General features: G+C 60.6%; 23 protein-coding genes. 11 read left to right on the forward strand and 12 right to left on the reverse strand.

Translation table 11 applies throughout. The features are described 5' to 3' along the window. Positions 1 to 28 precede the first annotated feature (28 nt). From BN1800_RS20515 to BN1800_RS20525, 3 genes are all read right to left on the reverse strand, one after another. The gene (locus tag BN1800_RS20515; RefSeq protein ID WP_027513018.1) at positions 29 to 403 is read right to left on the reverse strand and encodes a response regulator; all 375 of its coding nucleotides are present in this window, start codon (positions 401 to 403) and stop codon (positions 29 to 31) included. Positions 404 to 483: 80 nt separating this feature from the next. Then, on the reverse strand, positions 484 to 1,131 hold the full coding sequence (locus BN1800_RS20520; RefSeq protein ID WP_087000594.1) for a response regulator transcription factor: 648 nt from the start codon (positions 1,129 to 1,131) through the stop codon (positions 484 to 486). Further along, positions 1,131 to 3,020, reverse strand: coding sequence for a sensor histidine kinase (locus tag BN1800_RS20525; RefSeq protein WP_087000596.1), 1,890 nt, complete (start codon positions 3,018 to 3,020; stop codon positions 1,131 to 1,133). The genes BN1800_RS20520 and BN1800_RS20525 overlap by 1 nt, the downstream gene beginning before the upstream one ends. Positions 3,021 to 3,293: 273 nt before the next feature. Between BN1800_RS20525 and BN1800_RS20530 the strand changes: the two genes are divergently transcribed. The 7 genes from BN1800_RS20530 to BN1800_RS20560 all read left to right on the forward strand — a co-directional run bounded on the left by BN1800_RS20530 (position 3,294) and on the right by BN1800_RS20560 (position 12,259). Continuing rightward, positions 3,294 to 4,964: an arylsulfatase gene (locus tag BN1800_RS20530; RefSeq protein ID WP_087000598.1), complete on the forward strand. Its 1,671-nt coding sequence runs from the start codon at positions 3,294 to 3,296 to the stop codon at positions 4,962 to 4,964. Positions 4,965 to 5,106: 142 nt separating this feature from the next. After that, positions 5,107 to 6,723, forward strand: a complete 1,617-nt coding sequence (locus tag BN1800_RS20535) for an arylsulfatase (RefSeq protein WP_087000600.1) — start codon at positions 5,107 to 5,109, stop codon at positions 6,721 to 6,723. Between the two features lie 69 nt (positions 6,724 to 6,792). Beyond that, positions 6,793 to 7,803: an HAD family hydrolase gene (locus BN1800_RS20540; RefSeq protein ID WP_087000602.1), complete on the forward strand. Its 1,011-nt coding sequence runs from the start codon at positions 6,793 to 6,795 to the stop codon at positions 7,801 to 7,803. A 25-nt stretch (positions 7,804 to 7,828) separates the two neighbouring features. Then, positions 7,829 to 8,146, forward strand: coding sequence for a hypothetical protein (locus BN1800_RS20545; RefSeq protein ID WP_342210312.1), 318 nt, complete (start codon positions 7,829 to 7,831; stop codon positions 8,144 to 8,146). A gap of 65 nt (positions 8,147 to 8,211) precedes the next feature. Further along, entirely contained in the window at positions 8,212 to 10,491 is a 2,280-nt protein-coding gene (locus tag BN1800_RS20550) for a tetratricopeptide repeat protein (protein WP_087000604.1), read from the forward strand. Positions 10,492 to 11,039: 548 nt separating this feature from the next. Further along, positions 11,040 to 11,282 carry a hypothetical protein gene (locus BN1800_RS20555; protein WP_037143540.1) on the forward strand — a complete coding sequence of 81 codons (243 nt, stop codon included), beginning with the start codon at positions 11,040 to 11,042 and terminating at the stop codon, positions 11,280 to 11,282. 11 nt (positions 11,283 to 11,293) lie between these two features. Continuing rightward, positions 11,294 to 12,259, forward strand: a complete 966-nt coding sequence (locus tag BN1800_RS20560; protein ID WP_051336795.1) for a helix-turn-helix domain-containing protein — start codon at positions 11,294 to 11,296, stop codon at positions 12,257 to 12,259. A 269-nt stretch (positions 12,260 to 12,528) separates the two neighbouring features. Here BN1800_RS20560 and BN1800_RS20565 read toward each other — a convergent pair whose 3' ends face one another. The 9 genes from BN1800_RS20565 to BN1800_RS20605 all read right to left on the reverse strand — a co-directional run bounded on the left by BN1800_RS20565 (position 12,529) and on the right by BN1800_RS20605 (position 20,869). Next, on the reverse strand, positions 12,529 to 12,900 hold the full coding sequence (locus BN1800_RS20565; protein WP_087000606.1) for a DUF3307 domain-containing protein: 372 nt from the start codon (positions 12,898 to 12,900) through the stop codon (positions 12,529 to 12,531). 13 nt (positions 12,901 to 12,913) lie between these two features. Further along, positions 12,914 to 14,776, reverse strand: coding sequence for an adenylate/guanylate cyclase domain-containing protein (locus tag BN1800_RS20570; RefSeq protein ID WP_087000608.1), 1,863 nt, complete (start codon positions 14,774 to 14,776; stop codon positions 12,914 to 12,916). Continuing rightward, the gene (locus BN1800_RS20575) at positions 14,766 to 16,082 is read right to left on the reverse strand and encodes an NAD(P)/FAD-dependent oxidoreductase (RefSeq protein WP_087000610.1); all 1,317 of its coding nucleotides are present in this window, start codon (positions 16,080 to 16,082) and stop codon (positions 14,766 to 14,768) included. The genes BN1800_RS20570 and BN1800_RS20575 overlap by 11 nt, the downstream gene beginning before the upstream one ends. 3 nt (positions 16,083 to 16,085) lie before the next feature. Next, positions 16,086 to 16,559 carry a DoxX family protein gene (locus BN1800_RS20580; protein WP_087000612.1) on the reverse strand — a complete coding sequence of 158 codons (474 nt, stop codon included), beginning with the start codon at positions 16,557 to 16,559 and terminating at the stop codon, positions 16,086 to 16,088. 12 nt (positions 16,560 to 16,571) lie between these two features. After that, positions 16,572 to 17,357, reverse strand: coding sequence for an HvfC/BufC N-terminal domain-containing protein (locus BN1800_RS20585; protein WP_087000614.1), 786 nt, complete (start codon positions 17,355 to 17,357; stop codon positions 16,572 to 16,574). Beyond that, entirely contained in the window at positions 17,347 to 18,372 is a 1,026-nt protein-coding gene (gene bufB / locus BN1800_RS20590; protein ID WP_087000616.1) for an MNIO family bufferin maturase, read from the reverse strand. The genes BN1800_RS20585 and bufB overlap by 11 nt, the downstream gene beginning before the upstream one ends. Before the next feature lie 41 nt (positions 18,373 to 18,413). Beyond that, the gene (locus BN1800_RS20595) at positions 18,414 to 18,683 is read right to left on the reverse strand and encodes a BufA1 family periplasmic bufferin-type metallophore (RefSeq protein ID WP_087000618.1); all 270 of its coding nucleotides are present in this window, start codon (positions 18,681 to 18,683) and stop codon (positions 18,414 to 18,416) included. A gap of 246 nt (positions 18,684 to 18,929) precedes the next feature. Beyond that, the gene (locus BN1800_RS20600) at positions 18,930 to 20,009 is read right to left on the reverse strand and encodes a patatin-like phospholipase family protein (RefSeq protein ID WP_087000620.1); all 1,080 of its coding nucleotides are present in this window, start codon (positions 20,007 to 20,009) and stop codon (positions 18,930 to 18,932) included. Positions 20,010 to 20,044: 35 nt separating this feature from the next. Beyond that, a complete protein-coding gene (locus BN1800_RS20605) occupies positions 20,045 to 20,869 on the reverse strand; it encodes a 3-hydroxybutyrate dehydrogenase (RefSeq protein ID WP_087000622.1) in 825 nt (274 codons plus the stop codon). A 179-nt stretch (positions 20,870 to 21,048) separates the two neighbouring features. On the opposite strand from BN1800_RS20605, the gene BN1800_RS20610 reads away from it, so the two are divergent. The 4 genes from BN1800_RS20610 to BN1800_RS20625 all read left to right on the forward strand — a co-directional run bounded on the left by BN1800_RS20610 (position 21,049) and on the right by BN1800_RS20625 (position 24,513). Further along, positions 21,049 to 21,945, forward strand: coding sequence for a LysR family transcriptional regulator (locus tag BN1800_RS20610; RefSeq protein WP_087000624.1), 897 nt, complete (start codon positions 21,049 to 21,051; stop codon positions 21,943 to 21,945). 189 nt (positions 21,946 to 22,134) lie between these two features. After that, the gene (locus tag BN1800_RS20615; protein ID WP_087000626.1) at positions 22,135 to 22,626 is read left to right on the forward strand and encodes a cupin domain-containing protein; all 492 of its coding nucleotides are present in this window, start codon (positions 22,135 to 22,137) and stop codon (positions 22,624 to 22,626) included. An 85-nt stretch (positions 22,627 to 22,711) separates the two neighbouring features. Next, entirely contained in the window at positions 22,712 to 23,929 is a 1,218-nt protein-coding gene (locus BN1800_RS20620; RefSeq protein ID WP_087000628.1) for an MFS transporter, read from the forward strand. Between the two features lie 143 nt (positions 23,930 to 24,072). Further along, positions 24,073 to 24,513 (forward strand): DUF302 domain-containing protein, encoded by a 441-nt coding sequence (locus BN1800_RS20625; RefSeq protein WP_244564574.1) that lies wholly within the window; start codon positions 24,073 to 24,075, stop codon positions 24,511 to 24,513. Positions 24,514 to 24,868 lie beyond the last annotated feature (355 nt).

The following is a 24,868-nucleotide window of genomic DNA, read 5'->3' on the forward strand; positions in this document are numbered from 1 at the left end:
CAGCTTGCATTCCGGAGATTTCCCATGCTTACACACCGAGCGCCTTATTGATTGCCGCGATAAGATCGGATCCGGCAAACGGCTTTCGCAAGTACGCGATGCACCCCGCCCACTCGGCCTCTGCCTGCAGGCGTCGCTCTTCGAGTGCTGTGATAAAGATGACCGGCAGGTTCGAGCGCGCCTCTTTCAGCCTGCGCTGCAATTGCATGCCGGACATGCCACCGTCCAAATCGATATCCAGCACAAGGCAGGCAACGTCGATGCTTTCATATTGAGCGAGAAAGGCTTCAGCGGATGCATATTCTGTGGCTGCAAAACCATAGGCGTTGAGGAGCCGTCCGACGCTCCGCCGTATGCTTGCGTCATCGTCTACAACGGCGACCGTGCGGCGCAGCTTTCCCATCTCAAGCCCCCACTCGTGACTATGTGAGAGATACACGATAGCCCTAATAGTAGGCGTGTTGGCGTTCGATTGATATTGCCCTAAAGGGAACTCGCCGGGACGTTCCGCCCAGAAGGGATTCGTTCTACAGGACTGATACTGGCTGCAATCGACACGACTTCTGCAACGGACCGCACGCCGAGCTTTTCCATCACGCGATGGCGGTGCACCTTGACCGTACGCTCCGAAACGCCAAGGGCATGAGCGATCTGCTTATTGAGACGGCCACGGATGATCAACTCAAAGACTTGGGCTTCGCGCGCGCTCAGGCTCGCCACCAACGCCCGCTCTTCCTGACGCCGCTCGTGCTCGCTGCGCTGCCTCTCATATTGGGCCAACGCTCGCTCGATCGTTTCTATCAGCACCGCCGTCGATGTGTGTTTTTCCAGAAAGTCCTGTGCGCCCGCCTTCATCGCGTCTACGCTGGCCTTTATATCTCCTTCGCCTGTGAGGAAGACTATCGGCAACAGAGGTGCCCGCTCCCGCAGTTGCCGCTGTACTTGCAAGCCGCTCTGGCCCGGCATCTGCAGGTCAAGAAGAACGCAGCCCGGCTCGCAGTCTGAAAGGCAAGAGAGAAACTGATCGCCGGATTCGTAGGCCTCGACTTTGAGGCCATACGCGGAAAGCAGCCTCGCAGTCGCCGTTCGGTAGGACTCGTCATCGTCTACAATATGGATGACCGGCTTCATCAAACGTTCTCCTCCCGCCGAGCCAGGGGCAGAACAACGCGAAAGATTGCGCCGCCTTCGGGCCGGTTGGAAGCCGAGATCGTGCCTCCGTAGGTCTCGACAATAGCGCGCGCTATGGAAAGACCCAATCCGGTCCCGGCTTGCTTGGTCGTATAGAATGGGTCGAAGATTCTGGGAAGGCGCTCCTCTGGAATACCGTTGCCTGTGTCGGTTACACAGAGCGCGGCCTTCTCGTTGGCCAGTCCTGTCGCGAACGTCAGTGTTCTCCTGGGACAACCGACATCCAACATGGCGTCCATCGCGTTGGTTGCCAGATTGAGGACGACCTGTTGCACGTGAACCTTGTCGGCACGTACGCGTAACTCTGCTGTAGGCTCAGCTGCTTTCAACGTAATGCCCCGGCGTTCGGCCTCACCGTGAATGATGCGAATGGCGCTCGACATGACGTCGTTGAGGTCGAACTCTTGCCAGTCGATCTCGCTTCTCTTCTTGAGCAACCCCCTCATCCTGCCAATGATATCGCCTGCCCGCTGGTCGTCTTCCTGGATGTCTTGAAGAATCTGCCGGATCAATTCCAGATTGGGGGTTTCGCTTCGCAGCAGCTCGAAGGCGGCTTCGGCATTGTTTCGGATGGCCGACAGGGGCTGGTTCAGTTCGTGGGCGATAGACGACGACAAAACGCCAGCCGTTGCGGACTGGTTGAGATGAACAACCTCGAGTAGGTGAAGGCGAGACCGGCGCTCCGCGTCACGGCGTCTGCGTCGCTCGAGTAGAAGGGTTGCGATAACGCCTGCCTGCATAAAAACGACGGCAAGGACCCCCGTCGCCGCCAGCCAATGTTCCTCCCAAAAGCCTTTCTGCTTGTACATCTGGACGGTACCCGGCGGCAGATCCTTCTCCGGCAGCCCCCAGCGCCGAAGTTGCCGGGCATCGACGATGAATGTCTGCGACGCGTTGACGTCCGCCACCGGCTTGCCGGCGATCGCATCGATGACGAGGTTTCCGACGGTGCGCCCCAACGTCTCGAACGTGACGGTATTGCCGCCGACGACGCCGTGGTCGATGTATGTCTGATAGGGGCCGTAAACGGGCGCGCTGGCGGTTGCTGCAATCTGCCTCACCGCTTCGCGCGGGATGAAGTTCCTTCCTGCCCGATCTTTGAAAACCGTCAAGGCAAGGATGATGCTGTCGTAAGGCACATGTGATGCACGTTCGATGAACTCTTCGATCGTCAGATCTTCCAAATATGTCGTCTTGTATGATTTCGAGAATTCGCCGAGATCGGCACGGGCCGTCGCCAACCATCCCCGATCGAAGTCGGACGATCCGCCGATGATGTAGAGGTGTCGGGCATTGGGTTGCAGGTTGCGGGCCATTTCAGCGGTCTTCAGGATGTCGAATGTCGCGAAGGCGCCGATGACGTCATCCGGGAGATTGATCTTCTCGGCAGTGGAGTTGCCGAAACCGGCTGCGACAATTTTTGCGGTGGGTGCGATCGCGCTGCGGTTTGCCGATATGAAGCTGGCAGACTCCTTGCCAAGCGCAACGACTACATCGGGACGACGCGCGGCATACTTCTCTGCGAGGTATTGCGCCATGCGTGCGACATGGTCGGCTTCCGGAAATCTCGACAGATCCAGGAACTCGGAAAACAAATCAACCTTGCCATCTGTCGCTTCCAGCAAACGGCTACGCAACGCTTCTCCGGCAACCGTCGTCGCCACGAGCCTCTCATCGTAGGGATAGAGGATAAGGATGCGCGGGACCCGGTCGATGATAGGGATCGATGTGCCTGAATTTGCCGCGTGGAAGTTTGAAACCATCAATGAGGCGGTCGCCAGCAAGAGGCCAGCACACTGCAATCGACCTGACCGCTTGCCCCACCTCATCCGGCTTCCCCCAAAGCCGCACGACATTAACACCTTAGCAGTGTAATGTCATCTCACAAAATACTACCATTGATTGGGACGTCGCATACCAGATTCCCTAAAGGGCAATATCGGCGACCACCTTCATCCACTAAGATGCGCGTCGGCCGACTGGGTAGGTGCTCCGTCGGTTTATCGCAGTGTAAAGCCCGTTTCGCCTGATGCATGCAACCGCGCGGCGACGCCCGGTATCTGCTGCCATCACTTAGGCGAACGTCCAATCGAGGATTTGATATGAACAGCAGAATCCTTATCCGCTGCGTGGGAGCATTGGCTTCCTCCACCATTGCCTGGTGCGCAGCCTCATCCATGCAAGCCCAGGACGCGCCCGCAAAACCCAACATCCTGTTCATCGTCTCCGACGACACAGGCTACGGCGATCTCGGCCCATATGGCGGCGGCGAGGGCCGCGGCATGCCGACGCCGAACATCGACAAGCTGGCAGACGAAGGGATGACCTTCTTTTCCTTCTATGCCCAGCCGAGTTGCACGCCCGGCCGCGCCGCGATGCAGACCGGCCGTATTCCAAACCGCAGCGGCATGACGACGGTCGCCTTCCAGGGCCAGGGCGGCGGACTGCCTGCAGCCGAATGGACGTTGGCGTCGGTGTTGAAGCGAGGCGGCTACCAGACCTATTTCACGGGCAAGTGGCACCTTGGCGAGGCAGACTACGCGCTGCCGATCGCGCAGGGCTATGACGAAATGAAATATGTCGGCCTCTATCATCTCAACGCCTACACTTATGCCGACCCGACCTGGTTCCCGGACATGGATCCGGCACTCAGAGCGATGTTCCAGAAGGTTACCAAAGGCTCGCTGTCCGGCAAGGCTGGCGGCGAGGTTAAGGAAGACTTCAAGATCAACGGCCAATACGTCGACACGCCGGTGATCGACGGCAAGGAAGGTGTCGTCGGCATCCCATATTTCGATGGCTATGTTGAGAAGGCGGCGATCGAGTTCCTGGATGCCGCCGCAAAGAAGCCGGATCAACCGTTCTTCATCAACGTCAACTTCATGAAGGTACACCAGCCGAACCTTCCGGCCCCCGAGTTCCAGCACAAGTCCCTGTCGAAGTCGAAGTATGCAGACTCGATCGTAGAACTCGACACTCACATCGGCCGGATCTTGGACAAGCTGCGTGAAACCGGCATGGACAAGAACACGCTGGTTTTCTACACAACCGACAACGGCGCCTGGCAGGACGTCTATCCGGACGCCGGATACACCCCATTCCGCGGCACCAAGGGCACGCTGCGCGAAGGCGGCAACCGCGTTCCCGCGATCGCCGTGTGGCCCGGAAAGATCAAGCCTGACGTCAAGAACCACGACATCGTCGGCGGTCTTGATCTGATGGCGACCTTCGCCGCCGTCGGCGGGGTGCCGCTGCCCGACAAGGACCGCGAAGACAAACCCGTCATCTTCGACAGCTACGACATGTCGCCGATCCTGCTCGGCAACGGAAAGTCGGACCGCAAATCATGGTTCTACTTTACGGAAAACGAGCTCTCGCCCGGCGCGATACGCGTCAACAATTACAAGTTCGCGTTCAATATCCGCGGCGATGACGGAGCCTCAACGGGCGGGCTGGCCGTCGATTCGAACCTCGGTTGGAAGGGCGCGGAGAAATACGTAGCCACAGTGCCCCAGGTATTCGACCTGTGGCAGGACCCGCAGGAACGCTACGACATCTTCATGAACAACTTTACGGAGCGGACTTGGATGGGCGTGGTCATGGGCGAGGAATTGAAGAAGATCATGGCCACCTACGTGCAATACCCTCCGCGCAAGCTGCAAAGCATGGGCTACACAGGTCCGATCACGCTTTCGAACTATGAGCGCTTCCAGTGGGTGCGGGAGCAGCTTGCGAAGGAAGGCTTCAATATCGCACTGCCGAACGGCAACTAACGTTACACGGCGGCCTAGGATCACGCCTGGGCCGCCGGACTCTGACCGCCTCAGTGCGAAATTGGGCACGTGTCAGTTGGGCAGTTTTCAACGAGGTCGCAGGCCACCGGCCCCGCCTCGGGCAGTTGGGAGGAATTGAACAATGCATCGATTTAAAAACGTCTGGCTTGGTCTTTTGGGTTCCGCATTTGCCGCGATTGCAGCGATCGACCCCGCGGCGGCACAGGAAAAACCCAACATCGTCGTCATTATGGCAGATGACGTCGGTATCTGGAACATCGGCGCCTATCACCGCGGCATGATGGCCGGGCGCACGCCGAACCTCGACAAGATCGCCAATGAGGGCATGCTGTTTACCGACTACTACGCCGAGGCGAGTTGCACGGCTGGTCGCGCGGCCTTCGTTATGGGCCAACTTCCAATTCGCACCGGCCTGACCACCGTTGGCCAAGCCGGCGCCACTGTCGGCATGCCGGCGGAAGCAATGACCATCGCGACGGCGCTCAAGGACTTGGGCTACGCCACGGGGCAGTTCGGCAAGAACCATCTCGGCGACCGCAACGAGTACTTGCCCACGGTCCACGGCTTCGACGAGTTCTTCGGCTATCTCTATCACCTCGACGCCATGGAGGACCCGTCGCACCCCGGCTACCCGCAAGAATTGTTGGACAAGGTCGGCCCCCGCAACATGGTTCACAGCTTTGCGACCGAAACCGACGATGCAACGGTAGACCCGCGCTGGGGCAAGGTCGGAAAGCAGAGGATCGAAGATGCCGGTACTCTTTATCCGGATCGGATGGAGACGGTGGATGAAGAAATACGCGATATCGCGTTCAAATGGCTCGACAAAGTGAAGGCGGACAACAAGCCGTTCTTTCTGTGGATCAATCCCACACGTATGCATATCGTAACCCATCTGTCCCCCAAATATGAGGCTTTGCGCAATTCAGAGAACGGATGGTCGCTTCAGGAAGCAGGCATGGCCCAGCTCGACGACATAGTGGGCGCAACCATGCAGAAGTTGACGGACATGGGCGTGGACGACAACACGATCGTCGTGTTCACGACGGACAACGGCACCGAGACCTTCACCTGGCCGGACGGCGGCAACACCCCGTTCAAGGGGCAAAAAGGCACCGTCTATGAAGGCGGCTTCCGTGCCCCCGCGATGATACGCTGGCCCGGCAAAGTGCCTGCGGGCAAGGTCGAAAATGGCATCGTCTCCGGCCTCGACTGGTTCCCCACTTTTGTTGCCGCTGCCGGCAATCCGAACATCAAGGAGGAACTGCTGAAGGGCAAAACCGTCGGCGACAAAACCTACAAGAACCATCTCGATAGTTACAATCAGCTGGACTTGGTCACCGGCAAGGGACCCTCGGCCCGGCAGGAGGTATTCTATTTTGGCGAAAGCACTCTCGGAGCGGTGCGCATAGGCGACTACAAGTATCGCTTCATTGACCAACCCCACGGTTGGATCGGCGTCAAGAACCAGCTCAACGCGCCCACCCTGACAAACCTGCGCCTGGACCCGTTCGAGCGCTTAGGCGATCCGGAAAACGGGACTTTGGATGGCGCGCAGGGAAATTTCATGGGCTGGTTTGTCTACGAGTTCTGGCGCTTCGTGTTCGTCCAACAGCAGGTAGCCGCCCTCGCACAAACGGCAATCGAGTATCCGCCGCTGCAGAAGGGCGCAAGCTTCAACCTCGACGCTGTGAAGGCGCAAATCGAGGCCGCAGTTAAGCTGCGCGCGGGGCAGTGAAGCTAGTGTCAATCTGGCCGCCGATCGCAATTTGCGATCGGTCGCCAACATAACAATACGGAGTGTCACATGCTTGCGAAGTATGATCTCCCCGAACTGACCCGTCGCGTCATATTGGCTGCCGCCGCGGCTCTGCTCGTCGCACCGCTGGCTCTCGCCCAGACCGATCCTCTTCCCTCCTGGAACGACACTGCCCCGAAGGCGGCGATCGTCGCCTTCGTCGAGAAGGTAACGAAGGAGAGTTCGCCCGAGTTTGTCCCGGCACAAGAGCGCATTGCCGTGTTCGACAATGACGGCACGCTTTGGGCCGAGCATCCGATGTACACGCAACTCGCCTTCGCGCTCGACCGCGTGAAGGCGCTTGCTCCGGAACACCCGGAATGGAAGGACACGCAGCCGTTCAAGGCCGTGCTCGAAGGCGACATGAAGACGCTGGCCGCATCCGGTGAAAAGGGTCTCCTGGAACTCATCATGGCGACCCATTCCGGACTGACCAACGACGACTTCCAGAAGATCGTTACCGACTGGCTTGCCACTGCGCGCGACCCGAAGTTCAAGCGCCCCTACACCGAACTCGTTTATCAGCCGATGGTCGAGCTGCTCGCCTATCTGCGCGCCAACGGCTTCAAGACCTTCATCGTCTCGGGCGGCGGTGTTGAGTTCATGCGGCCATGGACGGAGCAGGTCTACGGCGTCCCGCCAGAGCAGGTTGTCGGGTCGTCGATCAAGACCGAGTTCAGGATGCGTGACGACACGCCGACCTTGTACCGCCTGCCGCAAGTCAACTTCATCGACGACAAGGCAGGCAAGCCGGTTGGGATCAACGAGCATATCGGCCGCCGGCCGATTGCGGCCTTCGGCAATTCCGACGGTGACCTTGAAATGCTGCAATGGACGACGATGGGCGGTGCGCCCGCGCGTCTCGGCGTCCTCGTCCACCACACCGATGCGGAGCGCGAATATGCCTACGACCGTGACACTGCATTCGGCCGCCTCGACAAGGCGCTCGACGCGGCAGCGATCATAGGTTGGACCGTTGTCGACATGAAGGCCGACTGGAAGCAGATCTTCAAAGATTAAGGCCTTGTGCGGCTCGGCGGTGACATTGGACTCCAACCGCGTTTGCCGGGACAGGTATGTTGCCTGGCGGTGGCAGCTTGCTGGCGGCGGTTCTCATGGGGGAGATTTTGGCGGAGGCAGCTTCAGAGGCGATGACGTGCAGATCGGCGACACCAACATCAACCGTGTGGGAGGCAGCTACTGGCATGCGCCCGTCTATCACGGGGCTTGGTATCGCGGCGCCCCGGTCACCGCTGGCGTGGTCGCCGGTGCGGCCATCGGAGCGGCAGCGGCGCGTCCCTACTATCCCTACTATACCAACGGCCCGCAATGCGGCTACTATCCCTACCCGCCTTGCTACTGACCCCATTCCCGTCACGCCGCCGCGGCGGCGTGACGTTTCCTAAACTGGTACGATGGAGCGATTGAGTGGCAGCATCTGTTCGGTCAGCGGCGGTTGGAAGGATAATCCTCCTGTTGTTGGTGTTGCTCGCATCCGACCGGGGGAGCCTTGCGACCAATGATGTCGCGATGCCTGTCCCGGATCCTCGGATATCTATTCATGAGGGCTTCGTCGACGAGAAGACCTGCGCGTCCTGCCATCGCGATCAGGCGGCCGCTTTCGCGAAATCCGACCATGCAAGGGCCATGGCGCTAGCCGACGAAAACGCCGTTCGGGCAGATTTCAACAATTCCCGGTTTGAACATGACGGCACTGTCACGACGTTCTCCCGCCGCGACGGACTATTCCTCGTCAGAACGGACGGACCGGACGGCAAGGAAGCCGAGTTCGAGGTGAAATATACATTCGGCTATGAGCCCCTTCAACAATACTTGGTCGACACGGGAGGCGGCCGGCTGCAGGCGCTTGACGTCGCCTGGGACACAACCAGACAGCAGTGGTTCTGGCTCGGCAACAACACCCCAGCCAAACCAGGCTCGACCTATCACTGGACGGGTCCGTTCTACCGCTGGAACCGCACCTGCATCGACTGTCACTCGACCGATCCACAAGCGGGCTTTCAACCGGCGACGAACGAATACAAGTCGACCTACGTCGCCACGAGCATCGGTTGTCAATCCTGTCACGGTCCTGGCGCGAAGCACGTCGCCTGGGCGGCGTCCGGCAAGACCTCCTCCATCGGCAATCCAGAGTTCGGATTGCCGAAAGCCGACGCAAGCGCTTGTTTTGCCTGCCATGCAAGACGGACCAGGCTCCTAAGCGGCCACGTGGCCGGGAAGCCTTTCCTCGATTACTTCTCCCCGGCAATGCTGCGAGAGGATCTCTATTTTCCCGATGGGCAGATACTCGACGAGGTCTTCGAGTACGGCTCGTTTCAGCAAAGCAAAATGGCAAGGGCGGGCGTGACCTGTCTCGATTGCCATCGTCCGCATGAGGCCGGCCTCAAGGCTGCGGGCAACGCGCTCTGCACGCAATGCCACTCGGAAATCAAGCCCGAGCGCTTTGCGAAGCAGGATCCGACCGGACTGTTCGACGATCCGAGCCATACCCACCATCCAGTCGGCTCGGCCGGCGCGCAATGCGCCAACTGTCACATGCCGCAGCGCACGTATATGAAAGTCGATCCGAGACGCGATCACTCGTTCGTCATTCCTCGACCGGATCTGTCGGCGACCTTCGGAACGCCAAATGCATGCATGACCTGTCACGCGGGCAAGAGCAACGCGTGGGCAGCGGAAACCATGGACAAATGGTACGGAGCGGAATGGCGCAAGCGTCCGACGATCGCCCATGCGTTCGCGGGCGCCGCGAATGGCGAGCAGGCTGCTTTGGACGCACTCCGCAAGCTCGTCAACGATCAAGACGAGGCCGGGATCGTCAGGGGCAGCGCCGTTGCCAGAATGAGCCGAATTGACGGAGCGGACGTCACCGCTGACGTTCGATCCGCATCCGTGGACGCAGATCCACTCGTCAGGCTTGGAGCAGCGGAAGCCGCAGTCAACCTTCCGCCGGAGCGCCGGCTGGAGGCGATCGGCCGCCTGCTCAGCGATGAAACGCGCGCCGTGCGCGTAGCAGCGGCAACGGCCCTCGGAAGCACACCTCCCGACCTCTTCGGCAACCAGCGAGGCAACTTCGAAGCCGCCGTCAACGACCTTCGTGCCTACGTCGATACGAACGCAGACGTTGCGGAAACGCAGAGCAACTATGGCTTCTTCCTGTTCGGCCAGCAGCGGATGGCAGAGGCGGAGGCCGCCTTTCAGCGAGCAATCTCGCTGGACCCGACATTGGAAGGATCACGGGTTAATCTTGCGGAGTTCTATCGTGCCACCGGCCAGACCGACAGATCCGAGCAAACCTATGCCGAAGCAATCTCGGTCGCGCCCAATCGCGCCGATCTGCGTTACGGGCATGCTCTGTCCCTGGTTCGCAAGAAGGCGATTGATAACGCCATTTTGGAACTGGAGGATGCAATCCGGCTCGATCCTCAGAACTTCCGCTACAAGATGACGCTTGCGGTTGCCCTCGACTCCGTCGGAAGGACGGGAGACGCGCTGAACAGGCTCGATGCCTGGGCGGCCGCCGGCTCGGATCCCGATTTGACGGGCCTCGCGCTCCAATACAGTCTCAAGCTTCAGCGGTTGCCGGACGCGTTGAAGTTCGCAGAGCGCATGACCGAACTGAGACCACAAGACCAGCAGATCTCGGATCTGCTGAGGCAGTTGCGACAGGCTGTCAACCAGCAATAGAGGTTCCTGCCTGCTGAAATCCACTTTCTATTGCACCGTTCCGAGCAAACGATGTCGGGGGCCTTCTCATAAACGCCATTCATTTGCATGCGATCCTACTGCTGACGGGGCCCATCCGCGCCGTCGATCGGTAACGCCGCCGATCGACGCCCTCGGGGCGAAGACGGTTGAGGCCCGCAGCCAGCAGGGGCCGATTGTCGGCGTGTCCCTTCATTTCTGGGGATTGCAGTCGCCGGATGGGGAACGCCTTGGCGATGCTTCGGGAGTATCTTTAACGGCAACTCTGCGCTGACCGTGGTCGTGCGATTCAGCGTTCGGTCGTTCATCTGTGGACGCAACTACCAGAATCATCGATCTCGATGCTTACGAAACATCTCACCACAGCAATCTTCCCAAGCGATCTATTCGCCAGATCGTCCACATGCCGTCTCGGCTCTTTGCCAGCGACTAGCCATGAGCCGATCCCGATGTCATCCGCTTGCATGACAGAGCACGGCCCGAATACGTGCGAGGATGCGCCAGATGTAGCCCGAACCGGGAGGCAGCAAATGGACTTTCACATTCTCGTCGCCGCGCATATGGGCTGCCGTCGCCATCCCCAACGGATGAGCGCCGCTGCCGAGGACCAATACTACGGCGATAAGTCCAACCTGTTACGTCCGAGCGTCCGGCTGCTCGCGCCGATCGCCGTAACCGCCGGCATGATCCTGCTTCTGGTCGGCTTATCCGGACAAGAGGCGCTACCATGCCCTGGTGAGCCAGCCATGCTATATTGCGATCCGTTGCCATAGGAGGCCGCGAGATGGAAGACAGCGAGGCTGACCCGGCGGCGATCCTGGGAGTGATCCGCGCCGAGACCGATGCCTGGTTGCAGCGGGACTTCGAAGCATGGGCGGACCATTGGGTGCAATCGCCCCACACCCGACGCATGGAAGCTTGGGTTTCGCTCGGCGTGCGGGTGGACGAAGGCTGGGATGCGATCGCTGCACGGATTAAGAAAATCGTGGAGAGATTTCCGGAGAAACATACCTTTGCGGGCCGCGTCCGCTGGGAAAAGGTCAACGTCGTCATCGACCGGGACATGGCTTGGGTGACTTTCGACCAGATCGGCAGCGACACTGGCGAGGATCGCAAGCGCCAGCTTCGGATTCTTCACCGGATTGACGGCGTCTGGAAGATCGGCTGTGCAGTGGTGATGGAGTGCACGGTCGAGGAGGCGAGCTGCCCGCTGATAGAAGTCGACGCAGACGTGCGGATTCTCTGGACGAACCGGCTTGCGCGGGAGCGCATACTCGGCCATCCGGGCCTGGCCGCCGCCGCCGGAAGGCTGCGCGCCCGGCGGCGTGAACGCGACGTTGGGTTGCGTGACGCAGTGCGCTCGGCTTTCTGCGAGTTGCAGAGCCAGCGCCCATTGAACGTCGTGCCGAAACAGGCCTGGGCCGTGAAGCTCGGCGAGGATGCTGCGGGAGTGTCGCTCTACTGCTGGGTCCTGCTCGAGGATGGCAGGGTGCTGATCTCCTTCGACGACGCTGAGACGATCGAACGCCGGATCGCTTGTGCGCGGGAGGTCTTCAGCCTCTCACCAGCACAGACCCGACTTGCGCGTCTGATCATCGATGGCCTGGAACTCGCAGCGGCCTCCGATGTGCTCCAGGTCAGCGTCAACACGCTGCGTACCCAGTTACAGCGCATCTTCGACAAGACCGGCGTGCGAAGCCAGGCCGCGCTAGTCCGTACGCTGTTGAGCACCGAGGCTCCGACCAAATAAATTCAGCCGGCCTTGGCTGCCACGGTGTTGCTTTGCTTTTTTCCGCGGTCTTTCGTTTGCGGCCGACGCCGGAACGGCGTCCGGCGGCTTCCCCTGCGCATTCGACATGGATGGAAAGCTATGCTTCCCGCGTCTTGGCTCTCGCATCTTATGGGATCGGAACAATCATCCTCGAGTTGCCGTCTCTATTGCCATGTCTACTTATGTGCGGGTAGAAGCAGACATTCGCGCCGTCCCCGACACAGTTTGCGAAAGGCAGTTGGTATTGGTCATATCACCGTTGCCAGAATTCCAGCGTAGGTCAGGTGATGCAGTAGCTGATCTGCTCCGTGCGCAGCCCAGAATGCGCGGGTCATGCCTCCAGAATGCTGACGGGAAAGAATGGCTTTCACGTGGTCGATTGTATAATGGATTGCGAATTCGCTTGCTGCCAAACCGAGAATGGCACTGGTGTCCAGCCCAAAGAATACCAGGGCGGGGAGGCTACCGACGGCATGGATGGCAGCATGCGCGTAACCCCCGGGATTTCTAACGTGACCCTTGCCCTCGAGCATCCAACGCGGCTGCAACAGATAGTCAGCCACGAAATGTTTGACCTGCAGCCAGATCAGCAGACCGATGAGGGGAAATACATTGTCCATGCTGCGTTCTCCCTCACGCCTCGGGACCAGTTCCATCGATAGTGAATATAGGCACCGGTTGCGCCTTGCCTCGCACCACAGTCTCGCCGAGCGGGCGCGCCGCGAGCCTGCCGCACGTCCGCGCAAACGTCTCGCCACTCAGCACAATCTCTACGCCGTTCTCCTTGGCGACGCCGACGAGGCGGCTCGCGAGGTTTACGACATCGCCGATCGCCGTGTAGCTCAGCCGCTCGGCCGAGCCGACGTTGCCGACCAGCGCTGTGCCGCTGTTGACGCCGATCCTGACCCGCACAGTGTCGTGCTGGGGTGCCAGTGGGGGCATCGCATGCATTGCGTCGCGGATAGCTTCGGCGGCGAGGCAGGCGCGAAGTGCGTGATCGGGCTCGCCATTCGGCGCGTTCCAAATTGCCATGACAGCGTCGCCGATGAACTTGTCGACTGTGCCCCCTTGCGCATGGATGGCGGCGATTGAGAGCGTGAGAAAGCGAGTAAGATGCGGCTCGACACCGGCGCCGAGCTCCTCGGTCATCTCAGTGAAGCCCGGCAGGTCGGCAAAGAGAACGGTGATATCGGTGAGCCTGCCGCCAGGCTTGGGTTCGATACCACCGTCGATCAGCGGCCTCACGACATCGAGCGGCATGAAACGGGCAAAGGCCGCCAGCCCAGAAGACATCCGTTTCAGTGCCACTGAGAAGTCGTTCAGTTCAGCCAGCACGGTGGGCGTATGGCTGACAGTTTCGAGTTCAAAACGTTCGACTGCATGCAATTGTCTGGCAAGCCGAGCAAGCGGCCGGGCGAAGAGAAGTCGGGCGAAGATGATAGCCGTGATGGCCGCGAGCAGGGCGATCCCCGCCACGATGAAGAGGACGCGCTTGGTGTTCTCATCGATATCACCGGCGAAGGTAGAGCGTGGAATGGCTGTCAGCAGCCGCCAGTCCTCGAAGGGCAGCGCGCTGGATGAAACGAAGACCGGTCCGAGCACGTCACTCTGCTGGAGGGTGCGGAAGACGGTTCGGGGATTGATTTGGCGCGCCGACGCGACGGCGGCCGAAAGGGTATCGGTCTTCGGGAAATCGGCCAGATGGGCGGCCATGACGCCATCCGATGGTTCAGATGTCGCGAGAACGACGTCGTCTCTTCCGACCACATAGACCTTGCTCTCGGAGGGAATTTTGAGATCCTGTAGCGTCAGTGACAGTTGCCGCAGGCTGACGGCCACCATGACCACGCCCTCAAGTCGCCCGAAGGCTTCGACACGTTTTGAAAGGACGATCGAAGGCTCGAAGCCGCTGGGCAGAATATCGGCGACGGTCCAGGCCGGATCCGTGCTGTCCTTGCCCTTGCGATACCAGGCCGAGCCCTCGGTTACATAGGCGCTCTCGGTCTTGAGACGCTCCTCGAAAAAGATGTCGCCGGGGATCGGCTTGTAGCGGTCACGGCGCAGCGCACGAGGCTCGCCGGGCGCTGCCTTGCCGATTTCGATCATCTCGATCCGGCCATCCGGTGCGGCATGCGAGCCGAAAAAACACCCGTCGGGAAAGCCGAAGCCGATCCATGCGATTGCCGGCTGTTCCCGCAGCAGCGAGAGGAAGAGGAATTCGCGCTTGACCTCATCGTCGGGGTTGATTGCGCCCTGGAAGAAGACGGAGCGGACGATTTCCGCCGTGCTCGACACCAGGGCGAGTTGCGAGGCGAGCTCGTTGCGGACGGCTCCGGTGCTCTGCGCATCGAGGGCCGCCACGACATTGTCGACATTGGCACTCGCGGTGCGTTGCCAGATCAGATGGACCAGCCCCGCCGTCGAGATGACGGCAAGCAGCAGCAGCGCGGTGACCGCACGGCCCATCTTCACGCGTGGAAGGAAATCAGCGCTCATGGCGGTCGGTGATGAGGCGGGCGCTCCGCTCGTAGCGGAGATAGGCCAGGCCCCAATCCATGAAAACCACGAGGCGATTGCGGAAGCCGACTAGGAACCAGAGATGGGCGAGGTTCCAGACCAGCCAAGCCGAAAAACCGGAGAGTCTGATCCGTCCGAAATCGGCGACTGCCGACTTGCGGCCTATCGTGGCAAGATTTCCGAAATGGCGATAGCGGAACGGTTCGACGCGATTGCCTGATATGAGCGCCCGGATGGCACGCGCGGCATGCTCGCCCATCTGCTTGGCGGCCGGCGCAATGCCCGGAACCGGCAAGCCGTCCTCCCTCTTTGCGGCGGCGGTGTCGCCTATAATGAAAACATTGTTATGGCCCGGAATGTTGAGTCGCTCATCCACCACGGCACGGCCAGCGGGGTCGGCCTCAGCGCCCGTCCATTTGGCCGCTTTCGAGGCCATGACACCTGCAGCCCAAAGCACGCAAGCCGAGTGAATCTGCCGGCCATCGGCGAGCATGACGCCTTCGGCATCGCAATGGGTGACAGCGGCGGTCGGCAGCACCTCGACGCCAAGACCTTCGAGCTGCCGCTGGGCCTTTGCCGAAAGACAGGCGGGCATCGTCGGCAGGATGCGATTGCCGGCTTCGATCAACACCACCCGCGCCGAAGCCGCATTGATATGACGAAAGTCGCGGACGACGACCTTGCGGGCGAGTTCGGCGATTGCACCCGCCATTTCGACGCCGGTGGGGCCGCCGCCAACGATCACAAACGTCAACAGCGCTTCACGACGCTTCTCATCTTGTGTGACCTCGGCGCGTTCGAAGGCGGAGAGGATGCGGGCGCGGATTTCGGTTGCGTCGCCGATCGTTTTCAGACCTGGTGCGCTTTCGGCCCATTGCTCGTGACCGAAATAGGCGTGGCGGGCGCCGGTGGCGACGATCAGGTAATCATAGGGTATGGCGCGCTCGGCGGTATGGATCAGCTGCATCGCCTTGTCGATGCGCTCCACCCGTTGCATCAGTACGGTCACATTCTTCTGGCGCGACAGGATGCGGCGGATCGGCATGGCGACCTGTGCCGGGGAAAGACCCGCCGTCGCCACCTGGTAGAGCAGCGGCTGGAAGAGGTGATAGTTGCGGCGGTCAATGACGGTGATATCGACGTCGGCGCCCTTGAGCCCCATGGCCGCGGCAAGCCCGCCGAAGCCGGCACCGAGAATGGCCACGCGTGGGCGGCCACTACCAGGCATTGGGCGGATCGTGTTCAGCGCACCGCCCGTCATCGCGCCCTCGGTTTCGATCCGCATGGCTCAGCGCTCCCGCGAGAAGAAGCGGCTGGCGAGATGGTCAAGCGAGATCACGCCAGCACCACGCGCGAAAATGAGCAGTAGCGGAACGGTCCACATGAGATGTTCACCCCAATGGCCGGGATAAACAAAGATCTGGATCGTCGCGACGACGCCGAGCAGCATCAGTGCCGCGAGACGGGAGAAGAGCCCGAACAAGAGCAGAATCGCACCCGAAAACTCGGCAGCCGTCGCGAGTACGGCAGCAACACCGGGATCGAGCACCGGCACTCGATACTCGAAGGCGAAGAGCTGAACCGTGACCGGCCAGGAGGCGAGCTTGCTCTGGGACGATTGCCAGAACACATTCGCAACGGCAAGTCGCGCCACGAATTGCACCGCCGAGAGCGGAACAGATGAGGCAAACTGGAGCGCCTGCGAATAGAGGCCGGCGAGACCGCTTCGTGCGGGCATGGATGTCGGAGTCAGCATGGTCATCGATCCAATCCTTCAGTTGAGGTTTGCAGGCAGGTGCCGGACGCAGGTGACGAGTCCCTCGGCGAAAAGACCGCCGAGCGAGGCAACGAGGTCGAAGTCCGGCATGCGGTTTGCGGCCTTCATCACCGCTGGCTCCAATCCACGCCCGTTCTTGAGCGCACGCAGGAAAGCGTAGTGGGCACCGTTCACGCGCAGGAAACGGACGCTGTCGCAGTTCCGCCAGAGTGCAATGCGCTGAGGCTGCCGTTTGATGTCGCGGAGTAGTTCCAGGTCGCCGTTCGCCTGGTGCGCGGACCAGATGTCGAGCGCCGGCCAGCGGCAGAAGACCAGCCGCAGCGACGGCTGGAGGACAAGGTCTGGCGTCGTGTCATCGCCGCCGCGCTGGAGTTCTGCCGTGGTCGCGGGTGTCAGGACGGCTGCGTCGAGCGCTTCGGCGATCAGCCATTCGAGCCGCGCGGTGTCGGCGATGAAAGGCATGGACTTGAGGTCGTCGAGCCGGCCGAGGAAATCGGCGAGGCCGCTGCCGTAGCGTACCAGCCGCGCCTCGGACGGAGGACCGACACGTATGAAGCTCGCCGCGACATGGCGGAAATAGCCTTCCCCGATCAGGCTGAGGGTCACCGGAAACACCGACACGAGCGTGGCCGTCAGCGATGCGAAGGTATTGTTGCGATAGATGTTGAAGCGGCGCATCGGGTCGAAACGGTTGCCAATCTCGAGAGAAGAACCAAGATCCAGCCCGGGACGGTTGAGTATCTTCGCGGCGACAGCGTTTTGAAGCGCGAAGTCAGACAGCATGGCGCGCCCTCCTCGTGACCGAGTTGCTGGCGAAGACCGAGGGCGTGATCGTGGTCAGTGCCGCGATGGCCGGCATGGCACCGCGCGCCAGGTTGCTGGTCGAGGGCAGTGCGAGCCGCTCGAACCGCCGGTCTGGCTGGTGGGCAATTGGTAGCGTACCGCGCTTCTCAAAGCTGATCGTTGCCGCCATCATGTCGGCCCACATGGCTTCGCCGAGCAGCACGTCGAGTGCGGGAACCTCGGTGTCCCATTCGATCAGCGTCGGGCGCGGGCCGATCTTGCGCAGCACATGGGCATAGAGCGACCAGACGACCGGCGGGACGCGGGAGCCGTGATCGTCGATCAGCACGATATCGCCCTCCACCTCGTTGACCGCATGTCCGGCGAGATGGATTTCGCCGATGGCGTCTGCGGGGAGATCGTCGATGAAGGCCTTGGCATCGAAGTCGAGATTGCAGGCCGAGACGTAAACATTGTTGACATCGAGCAGCAAGCCGCAGCCGGTGCGCCTGACGAGCTCGGCTAAGAACTGCGCCTCCGTCATCGTGGAATTGGCAAAAGCGATATAGGCGGAGAGGTTCTCGATGAAAACACGGAGCTGCAGCGTGTTCTGCAGCTCATCGACATTGGCGGCGACGATATCGAGCGCATCCTCGTCGTAGCGCAGCGGCAACAGATCGTTGAGATAGGCGCCGTCGGCGAGGCTCCAGGCCAGATGCTCGGAAACCAACCCTGGCTGGAAGCGGATGCACACTCTACGCAACCGTTCCAGATGATCTCGATCAAGGCCCGAAGCGCTGCCGAGCGAGAGACCGACGCCGTGCACCGACAGCGGATAGGTCTCGCGCAACTTCTCGAGCGCGTCGACGGCGGCTGAATTGCCCATGTAGTTTTCAGCATGGACTTCCAGCCACCCCGCCGAGGGCCGGCGGGAGAGCATTTCGGAAATGTGCCGGGAGCGCAGACCAATGCCCGCGGCATCCGGTACTGGAAGACTGGGAAATATCTTGGACATTGGTCACTCCTTCATACTGGCTGGATGAAGCTCAGACGGCCTCAGGCCTTGGGTTCGATCGCGCCGCCGGAAATCTTGGCGCAGGTGCCGGCCGGCACGTAAATCCAGGCATCGCCTTGGTTGTCGGCCGTCGAGGTGCCGGCGCAGGAATGGGTAGCTGTCTGGCAATCGTTGAGGCTGGCCTTGACGACGCCGTAGCACTTCTCAAAGGAGAATTCGGGCTGTGCGGCAGGGCCAGCGAAGGCACTGGAGGCAGCCATGGAGGTCATGGCGGCAAGGGCGGAGCCGATGAGGATGCGGGTCGAGTTCATGGAAATGTCTCCTGGTTGAGGTTCGATCAAACCGCTTGCCGGCTTGACTGGAGTTACTTTCCCGCATCGGCGGTGATGTTTGAAATGCTGTTGCGGCATGGTTTCGATGACTGACGCTATGCGCCTGCAGTGCCTCGAGCAGGCAAAAAAGCCCCCTCTGGCGGGAGGGGGCGAGGCGGCNGGGGCGAGGCGGCGTGCCGGGAGGGAGGAGCAGGCCCGGCAGCGTGGGAGGAGCTAACCGAAAAATTAGAGGTATCGTTCGCGAATATCGACGGTCGACCGTTTGCCGATGTCCTGGTAATTGGCGATCAGCCACATATCGGCGCATTCTCGGCCCCGGTCGCGGAGATCGACCAGCGCACCCCAGTCGGCGTTGAGTTTGCTCGACACGGAGAGGTTCTTCATCGTCTCGTCGTCAGCGATGCCGTGCACGAAGATCCGCTTGAGATTGCCGGACCTTTCCGGCGAGGCGTCGATCAGGTCGGTGACGAACGCCACCGCTCGCATTTCCCTCAGCAGCGACGAATTGAAGCTGATTTCGTTGATGCGATTGAGGATTTCGGGAGCCGTGCGCGGCACCTCGGCTCGCTCGATCGGATTGATGTGGATGATCAAAACATCGGGCGTGTCGCAGCCGTAGATCAGCGGGAAGATCGCCGGATTGCCCATGTAACCGCCGTCCCAGTAGGACTCCCCGTCGATCTCGACTGCCTGGAACAGGAAGGGCAGGCAGGCTGATGCCATGACCGCTTCGATCGAGAGCTCGTCATTGCCGAATACCTTGACCTTGCCGGTCCGCACATTGGTGGCGCAGATATTCAGCTTGACCGGACAGCGCGCCATCCGGATCGCATCCATGTCGATCGACTGTTCCAGCACCTGCCGCAGCGGGTTGTAGTTGAACGGATTGAACTGGTAGGGCGACATCAGGCGCGTCACCATGTCGAACATCATGAAGGCGGGCGAAAATTCGAGCGCGCGCGATCCGGTAATCCGGTCGAAGATCGACGGTTGCAGCGGGCCGGATGCTGCCGCATGGCTGACACGTCGCCAGAAGCCGGCGAGCGCCGTCTGCGCACCGCTTCGCCCGCCCTCTGCAAGGCCGTAAGCCAGAACCGCGGCATTCATCGCGCCAGCGCTCGTCGCAACGATGCCTTCGAAGGACAGGTTGGACTCATCGAGCAGGCGGTCGAGAACGCCCCAGGTGAAAGCGCCATGCGCGCCGCCGCCCTGGAGCGCCAAGTTGATCATTCGAGGCCCACGCTCGCAGGAGGCGACGGCGGCACTGTCGGCGGTCATTGTCGTGACGTCTGCGTGGTTGTTCATGGAAGTCTCTCCCCGATTTGCTCTGATTGGCATTGTCAATGTGCCGTCCAGCCGCCGTCGACCGGAATGGCCGTGCCGGTGATGGAACTCGCGAGATCGCAGCAGAGAAAGACGCTGAGAGCGCCCATCTCTTCGACGGTGGCGAAGCGCTTGGTTGGCTGATTCTTCAGGAACACGTCCCGGATCACGGCGTCTCGGGCAATGTTGTGCGATTTCGCCTGGGCATCGATCTGCTGCTCGACGAGTGGCGTCCAGACGTAGCCGGGGCAAATCGCATTCGACGTCACGCCGAACTCGGCACCTTCCAGCGCAATCGACTTCGTGAAGCCCACCAGGCCGTGCTTGGCAGCCACATAGGCCGATTTGAAGGGCGAGGCGATAAGCCCGTGGGCCGACGCGACATTGATGATGCGGCCATAGCCACGCTCGCACATGCCGTCGAACGTAGCCTGCACCAGATGAAAGGCGGCAGAAAGGTTGATCGCCATGATCGCGTCCCACTTTTCCAGCGGAAATTCGCCAATGGGAGAAACGTGCTGGATGCCGGCGTTGTTGATGACGATATCGACCTGCCCGAACCGGGCTCGCGCGCGTTCCACCATCGTCAGAATCGCATCGCGCTTCGACATGTCGGCGCTGTCGTAGGCGACATCGACATCGTTGGTCTCGGCCATCTCGGCGCGCTGGGTCTCGATCTCGACCGGATTGCCAAAACCATTGAGCATGACCGAAGCGCCCGCCCTTGCCAGTGCATGGGCAATGCCGAGGCCGATGCCACTGGTGGAGCCCGTCACGATCGCCGTGCGGCCCTCGAGCATCTTGCGGCCAGCCAAGGCTTCGGTATCAAGCACGTTGAGCATCACATTCTCCATCTTTTTCGGCGCCGATGCGCGGCTACCGGTTCAGAATGGCGTGCTCACGGTCATAAGAGAAATGCCGCTCTCTCATGGAATTGATAAGTCTATGGCATTGGAAGAAGATGGTGCTCGGGACCAGAGTAGATGCATTGGCATCCATCTGAGTATCTTGGGGAGCGGATATGGATATCCATCACATCCGGTATTTTCTGGCCGTTTGCGAAACGCGCAATTTCACGCGCGCGGCACAGAAGTGCAATGTCACGCAGCCCGCCTTAAGCCGCGCGATCCAGCAGCTCGAGGACGAGGTGGGAGGCCTGCTTTTCCGCCGCGAGCGCAACCTTACACACATCACGGATCTCGGCAATCTCCTGCGCCCACGCTTTCAGCAGGTTCAGGAAGAGCTCTCAGGAGTCAAAATGGAGGCGTCGCGATTTCTGTGCCTCAATGAGGCCAATCTGAAAGTAGGGATCATGTGTACGATAGGCCCGCGTCGCTTCACGGGTCTGCTGACTGATTTCAATATGCGCCACAAAGGAATCCAGCTCCAGCTCATGGAGGGAATTCCGGCCAAGCTATCCGAACTGCTGGAGCAAGGCGAACTTGACGTCGCAATCATGTCGAGCGCCGATAACTTTCCGGAGCGTTTCGACGTGACACCACTTTTCCGGGAGCGGTTTATGCTGGCGTTTCCGGCGGGACACCGCCTTAGCCAGTATGATGCGATCCCGATAGCAGCGATCGATGGCGAGATTTATCTCCGCCGCGTCAACTGCGAGTATTGGGACTACCTCACGGATCTCTGTGACGCCCAGGGTGTCCACACCGTCGTCTCCTATTCGAGCGAACGCGAGGACTGGATCCAGAATCTCGTCGCCGGCGGATTGGGAATCTGCTTCATTCCGGAATATAGCGCTGTGGTGCCAGGTCTGCAGGTTCGGCCAGTCGCCGAGCCGGACGTCACGCGCGAAGTCTGCCTCGTCACTGTGGCCGGCCGCCGGTTCTCTCCTGCTGTCTCGACGTTCGTCGGCGCCGTAAAATCCTACGGCTGGGCAATGCCGCAAAACCGCCCGCATTAAGTCTTCGGCAAGACATTTCCGTCACCTGCGCACCGACTATCAGGCGCCTCTGCACGCCTCGCGTTTCACGATAGCTTCAGGCTATGGAATCGAGAATGAGGCGGCATTTCTCATCCGCGATAGGCTTCTCCATGCTCCCTGTCATGCCCGGCATGAATATTTCATCCGAGCGCAACAAGGAGAACTTCAATGAAACTCAAACTCAATGCCAAGCGCTTGACGCTCGCCACCGTTCTTGCCCTCGCATCCTTCACCGTCATTCCGACCGGCCATGCCTATGCCGGCGAATGCCCCGCCGACCAGGTCGCCGAGAACGGAATGCAGCCGGGCGAAATGATGCCGAAGGATGTCACCGACGACATCGTCTCTTCGATCGACCTCTCGCCGAAGGGCGATGCCTGGAAAAACAGCGCGCTGCGCATGCGCAAGCTCGTCGTGCAGCCCGGCGGCGTCGTGCCGTGGCACTCGCATGAGACCCGCCCGGCCAACATCTTGATCGTTTCCGGCTCGATCACCGAATACCGCAGCACCTGCAAGGTGCCGATCGAGCACAAGGCGGGCGACGTGACGGCCGAATTCGGCGCCCTGTCGCATTGGTGGAAGAACAATGGCGGCGAGCCGGCTGTTCTGTACTCCGCCGACATCCTGACATCCGAACAGCACAAAAACGAATCCATGTGAGCTTTCAAGGCTCGCTGACGGGCATCTCCGGATCCGTCAGGCCGGAGATGCCGCACAAAATCACCCAACCGTTGGAGCTATCGCCATGTCGGGCATAGAGCATGTCCTTAATCCGCCACGCACGAGCTTCGGCTCTACTGCTACCGATAGCGCGCGCTTCGCCGTCATCGCGCTGATCGCCTTCCTGACACTGGTCGATCTCTTTGCCGCCCAGGCGATCCTGCCCGCGCTCGTCGCGAAATTCGAGGTCAGTCGCGCCGCCATGGGATTCGCCGTCAACGCCAGCACGTTCGGTATGGCCGTCGCGGGGCTCGGAGTCGCCTTTTTCGGCCGCAGGATCGATCGGCGCAACGGCATCTGGATCAGCCTCGCGCTTCTGTCGATTCCGACGGCGGCGCTAGCGTTCACCGACGATCTCTCAATTTTCGCCACACTTCGCGTCGTCCAAGGCCTCTGCATGTCGGTCGCCTTCACACTGACCATGGCCTATCTCTCCGAGCACTTCTCGCCTGCTCAGGCAAGCGGCGCGCTGGCGGCCTATGTCACGGGCAATGTCGCAAGCAATTTTTTCGGCCGCATTGTGTCCGCCGCCGTGGCCGGTCTCGGAGGGCTCGAAATCAACTTCCTCACCTTCGCGGCCCTCAATCTTGCCGGCGCGCTTCTCGTCTGGTTGGCGCTCAAGAAGACCTCGAAAATGATGCAAACCAGCGAGGACGGCTCGTTCAACATGCGCCGTTGGACCTATCATTTCGCCGACACGGAACTCCGCCGCGCCTTCGCGATCGGCTTCCTGATTCTGTTCACCTTCATCGGCACGTTCACCTATGTGAATTTCCAGCTTGTGGCCCTCGGCTTGTCGCCGATGACTCTGAGCCTTGTCTACCTGGTCTTCCTGCCGTCGATGCTGACGACGCCTTTGGCGGGCAATCTCTCGGGCCGCGTCGGTGCAAAGCTCGGGATCATCTCGACGCTCGGGCTTGCGGTTGTCGGCCTCGCGGCACTCCTGAGTGTCAGCCTGCCCTTGGTGTTGGCCGGTCTTGCGCTCGTCGCAGTTGGCACATTTCTGGCCCAAGCGATCACCACCGGATTGGTGGGACGACGTGCCGTCACCGACAAGGCAGGCGCCAGCGGGATCTATCTCGCGTCCTATTACACCGGCGGTCTCGCGGGCAGCCTCGCACTTGGCCAGGTCTACGATCACGTCGGCTGGCCAGCCTGCGTCGGCGTGCTTGTTGCGGCGCTGTTTGCCGCCATCGTGCTCGCCTTTCCCATCGGTTCAGCGCCCGTTCCGTCCCAGCGATAATCCTGGGTCATCGAAACATACATCGAACGGCATTATCCATCTCGAACATCGCCTGCGACAATTCCAACGTAACCACCTCCACCAAACAAAGGAATGAAAAAATGGGCAGGTTTACCAGTCTATTACTCGCCTTCACTGTGCTAATGTCGGTCGCGCTTGGCGTGACCCCCACCAGAATCGCACAGGCTGGCCAACGTGACGGCGTGGTCACGCTCAAGAGCCGGTACTCCGTCAGCGAAACCGTCCGGAGAATCAAAGCCGATGTCGTCGAGAAGGGCATCATGCTGTTCGACGACATCGATCAAGCCGAGCTCGGCAATGCCGCGGGCAACAAAGTCCGGCCGTCCCGCCTGATCCTGTTCGGAAATCCCGCATTGGGCACCACCTTCATCACCGCCAACCCGACCTCGGGCCTGGATTGGCCAGTGCGCGTTCTCGTCTATCAGGCAAAAGACGGCTCGGTGATTGTCGCCTACAGCGATTTCGACTGGATCGCCCGACGCCACGGTATCGCCAACCGAAAGAAGGAATTCAAGATGGCGGCAGAGGTGATTGAATCCGTAACGTCATCTGTGCGTAAATGAATGCAGGGAACTTGGGCGAGACATTCGCCCAAGTGTCATTTCGAAACCCAGTTGCTATGCGATCTCCAAAGTGCGGTACGAGGCGGAGTATCTGGTGGGTCGTAGCCTTCGTTCCCGGCCCGACTGGATTGTCTCAGCCCTTTAAACCGCATCAGAGGCTGAAGGTACGATAAAATCGAGGCAGGCGCGCGCACTCCAAGGTCGTCCACTCGGACGCCCCGAGAAAGCTGGCCCGGCCCCAAATTGAGATCGGGGCGAACCGGTTCAGAGAACGCTCCGCTGCATGCCTGCAATCTCATCAGGGAACATTTCTTAATGGATGCGGTTACGGATATCACCGAGAGAATGCCGCCTC

It is taken from the genome of Rhizobium sullae (assembly GCF_900169785.1).
Classification (GTDB): Bacteria; Pseudomonadota; Alphaproteobacteria; order Rhizobiales; family Rhizobiaceae; genus Rhizobium; species Rhizobium sullae.

Bases quoted from the DNA above. Each gene is read 5' to 3' on its own strand.
- bufB (WP_087000616.1), bottom strand. From the start codon at position 18,372: ATGTCCAAGATATTTCCCAGTCTTCCAGTACCGGATGCCGCGGGCATT.
- BN1800_RS20565 (WP_087000606.1), bottom strand. From the start codon at position 12,900: ATGGACAATGTATTTCCCCTCATCGGTCTGCTGATCTGGCTGCAGGTC.
- BN1800_RS20575 (WP_087000610.1), bottom strand. From the start codon at position 16,082: ATGCGGATCGAAACCGAGGGCGCGATGACGGGCGGTGCGCTGAACACG.
- BN1800_RS20585 (WP_087000614.1), bottom strand. From the start codon at position 17,357: ATGCTGTCTGACTTCGCGCTTCAAAACGCTGTCGCCGCGAAGATACTC.
- BN1800_RS20520 (WP_087000594.1), bottom strand. From the start codon at position 1,131: ATGAAGCCGGTCATCCATATTGTAGACGATGACGAGTCCTACCGAACG.
- BN1800_RS20600 (WP_087000620.1), bottom strand. From the start codon at position 20,009: ATGAACAACCACGCAGACGTCACGACAATGACCGCCGACAGTGCCGCC.
- BN1800_RS20625 (WP_244564574.1), top strand. From the start codon at position 24,073: ATGTCGGTCGCGCTTGGCGTGACCCCCACCAGAATCGCACAGGCTGGC.
- BN1800_RS20595 (WP_087000618.1), bottom strand. From the start codon at position 18,683: ATGAACTCGACCCGCATCCTCATCGGCTCCGCCCTTGCCGCCATGACC.
- BN1800_RS20540 (WP_087000602.1), top strand. From the start codon at position 6,793: ATGCTTGCGAAGTATGATCTCCCCGAACTGACCCGTCGCGTCATATTG.
- BN1800_RS20515 (WP_027513018.1), bottom strand. From the start codon at position 403: ATGGGAAAGCTGCGCCGCACGGTCGCCGTTGTAGACGATGACGCAAGC.
- BN1800_RS20580 (WP_087000612.1), bottom strand. From the start codon at position 16,559: ATGACCATGCTGACTCCGACATCCATGCCCGCACGAAGCGGTCTCGCC.
- BN1800_RS20535 (WP_087000600.1), top strand. From the start codon at position 5,107: ATGCATCGATTTAAAAACGTCTGGCTTGGTCTTTTGGGTTCCGCATTT.
- BN1800_RS20610 (WP_087000624.1), top strand. From the start codon at position 21,049: ATGGATATCCATCACATCCGGTATTTTCTGGCCGTTTGCGAAACGCGC.
- BN1800_RS20555 (WP_037143540.1), top strand. From the start codon at position 11,040: ATGGACTTTCACATTCTCGTCGCCGCGCATATGGGCTGCCGTCGCCAT.
- BN1800_RS20570 (WP_087000608.1), bottom strand. From the start codon at position 14,776: ATGAGCGCTGATTTCCTTCCACGCGTGAAGATGGGCCGTGCGGTCACC.
- BN1800_RS20620 (WP_087000628.1), top strand. From the start codon at position 22,712: ATGTCGGGCATAGAGCATGTCCTTAATCCGCCACGCACGAGCTTCGGC.
- BN1800_RS20525 (WP_087000596.1), bottom strand. From the start codon at position 3,020: ATGAGGTGGGGCAAGCGGTCAGGTCGATTGCAGTGTGCTGGCCTCTTG.
- BN1800_RS20530 (WP_087000598.1), top strand. From the start codon at position 3,294: ATGAACAGCAGAATCCTTATCCGCTGCGTGGGAGCATTGGCTTCCTCC.
- BN1800_RS20605 (WP_087000622.1), bottom strand. From the start codon at position 20,869: ATGCTCAACGTGCTTGATACCGAAGCCTTGGCTGGCCGCAAGATGCTC.
- BN1800_RS20615 (WP_087000626.1), top strand. From the start codon at position 22,135: ATGAAACTCAAACTCAATGCCAAGCGCTTGACGCTCGCCACCGTTCTT.
- BN1800_RS20560 (WP_051336795.1), top strand. From the start codon at position 11,294: ATGGAAGACAGCGAGGCTGACCCGGCGGCGATCCTGGGAGTGATCCGC.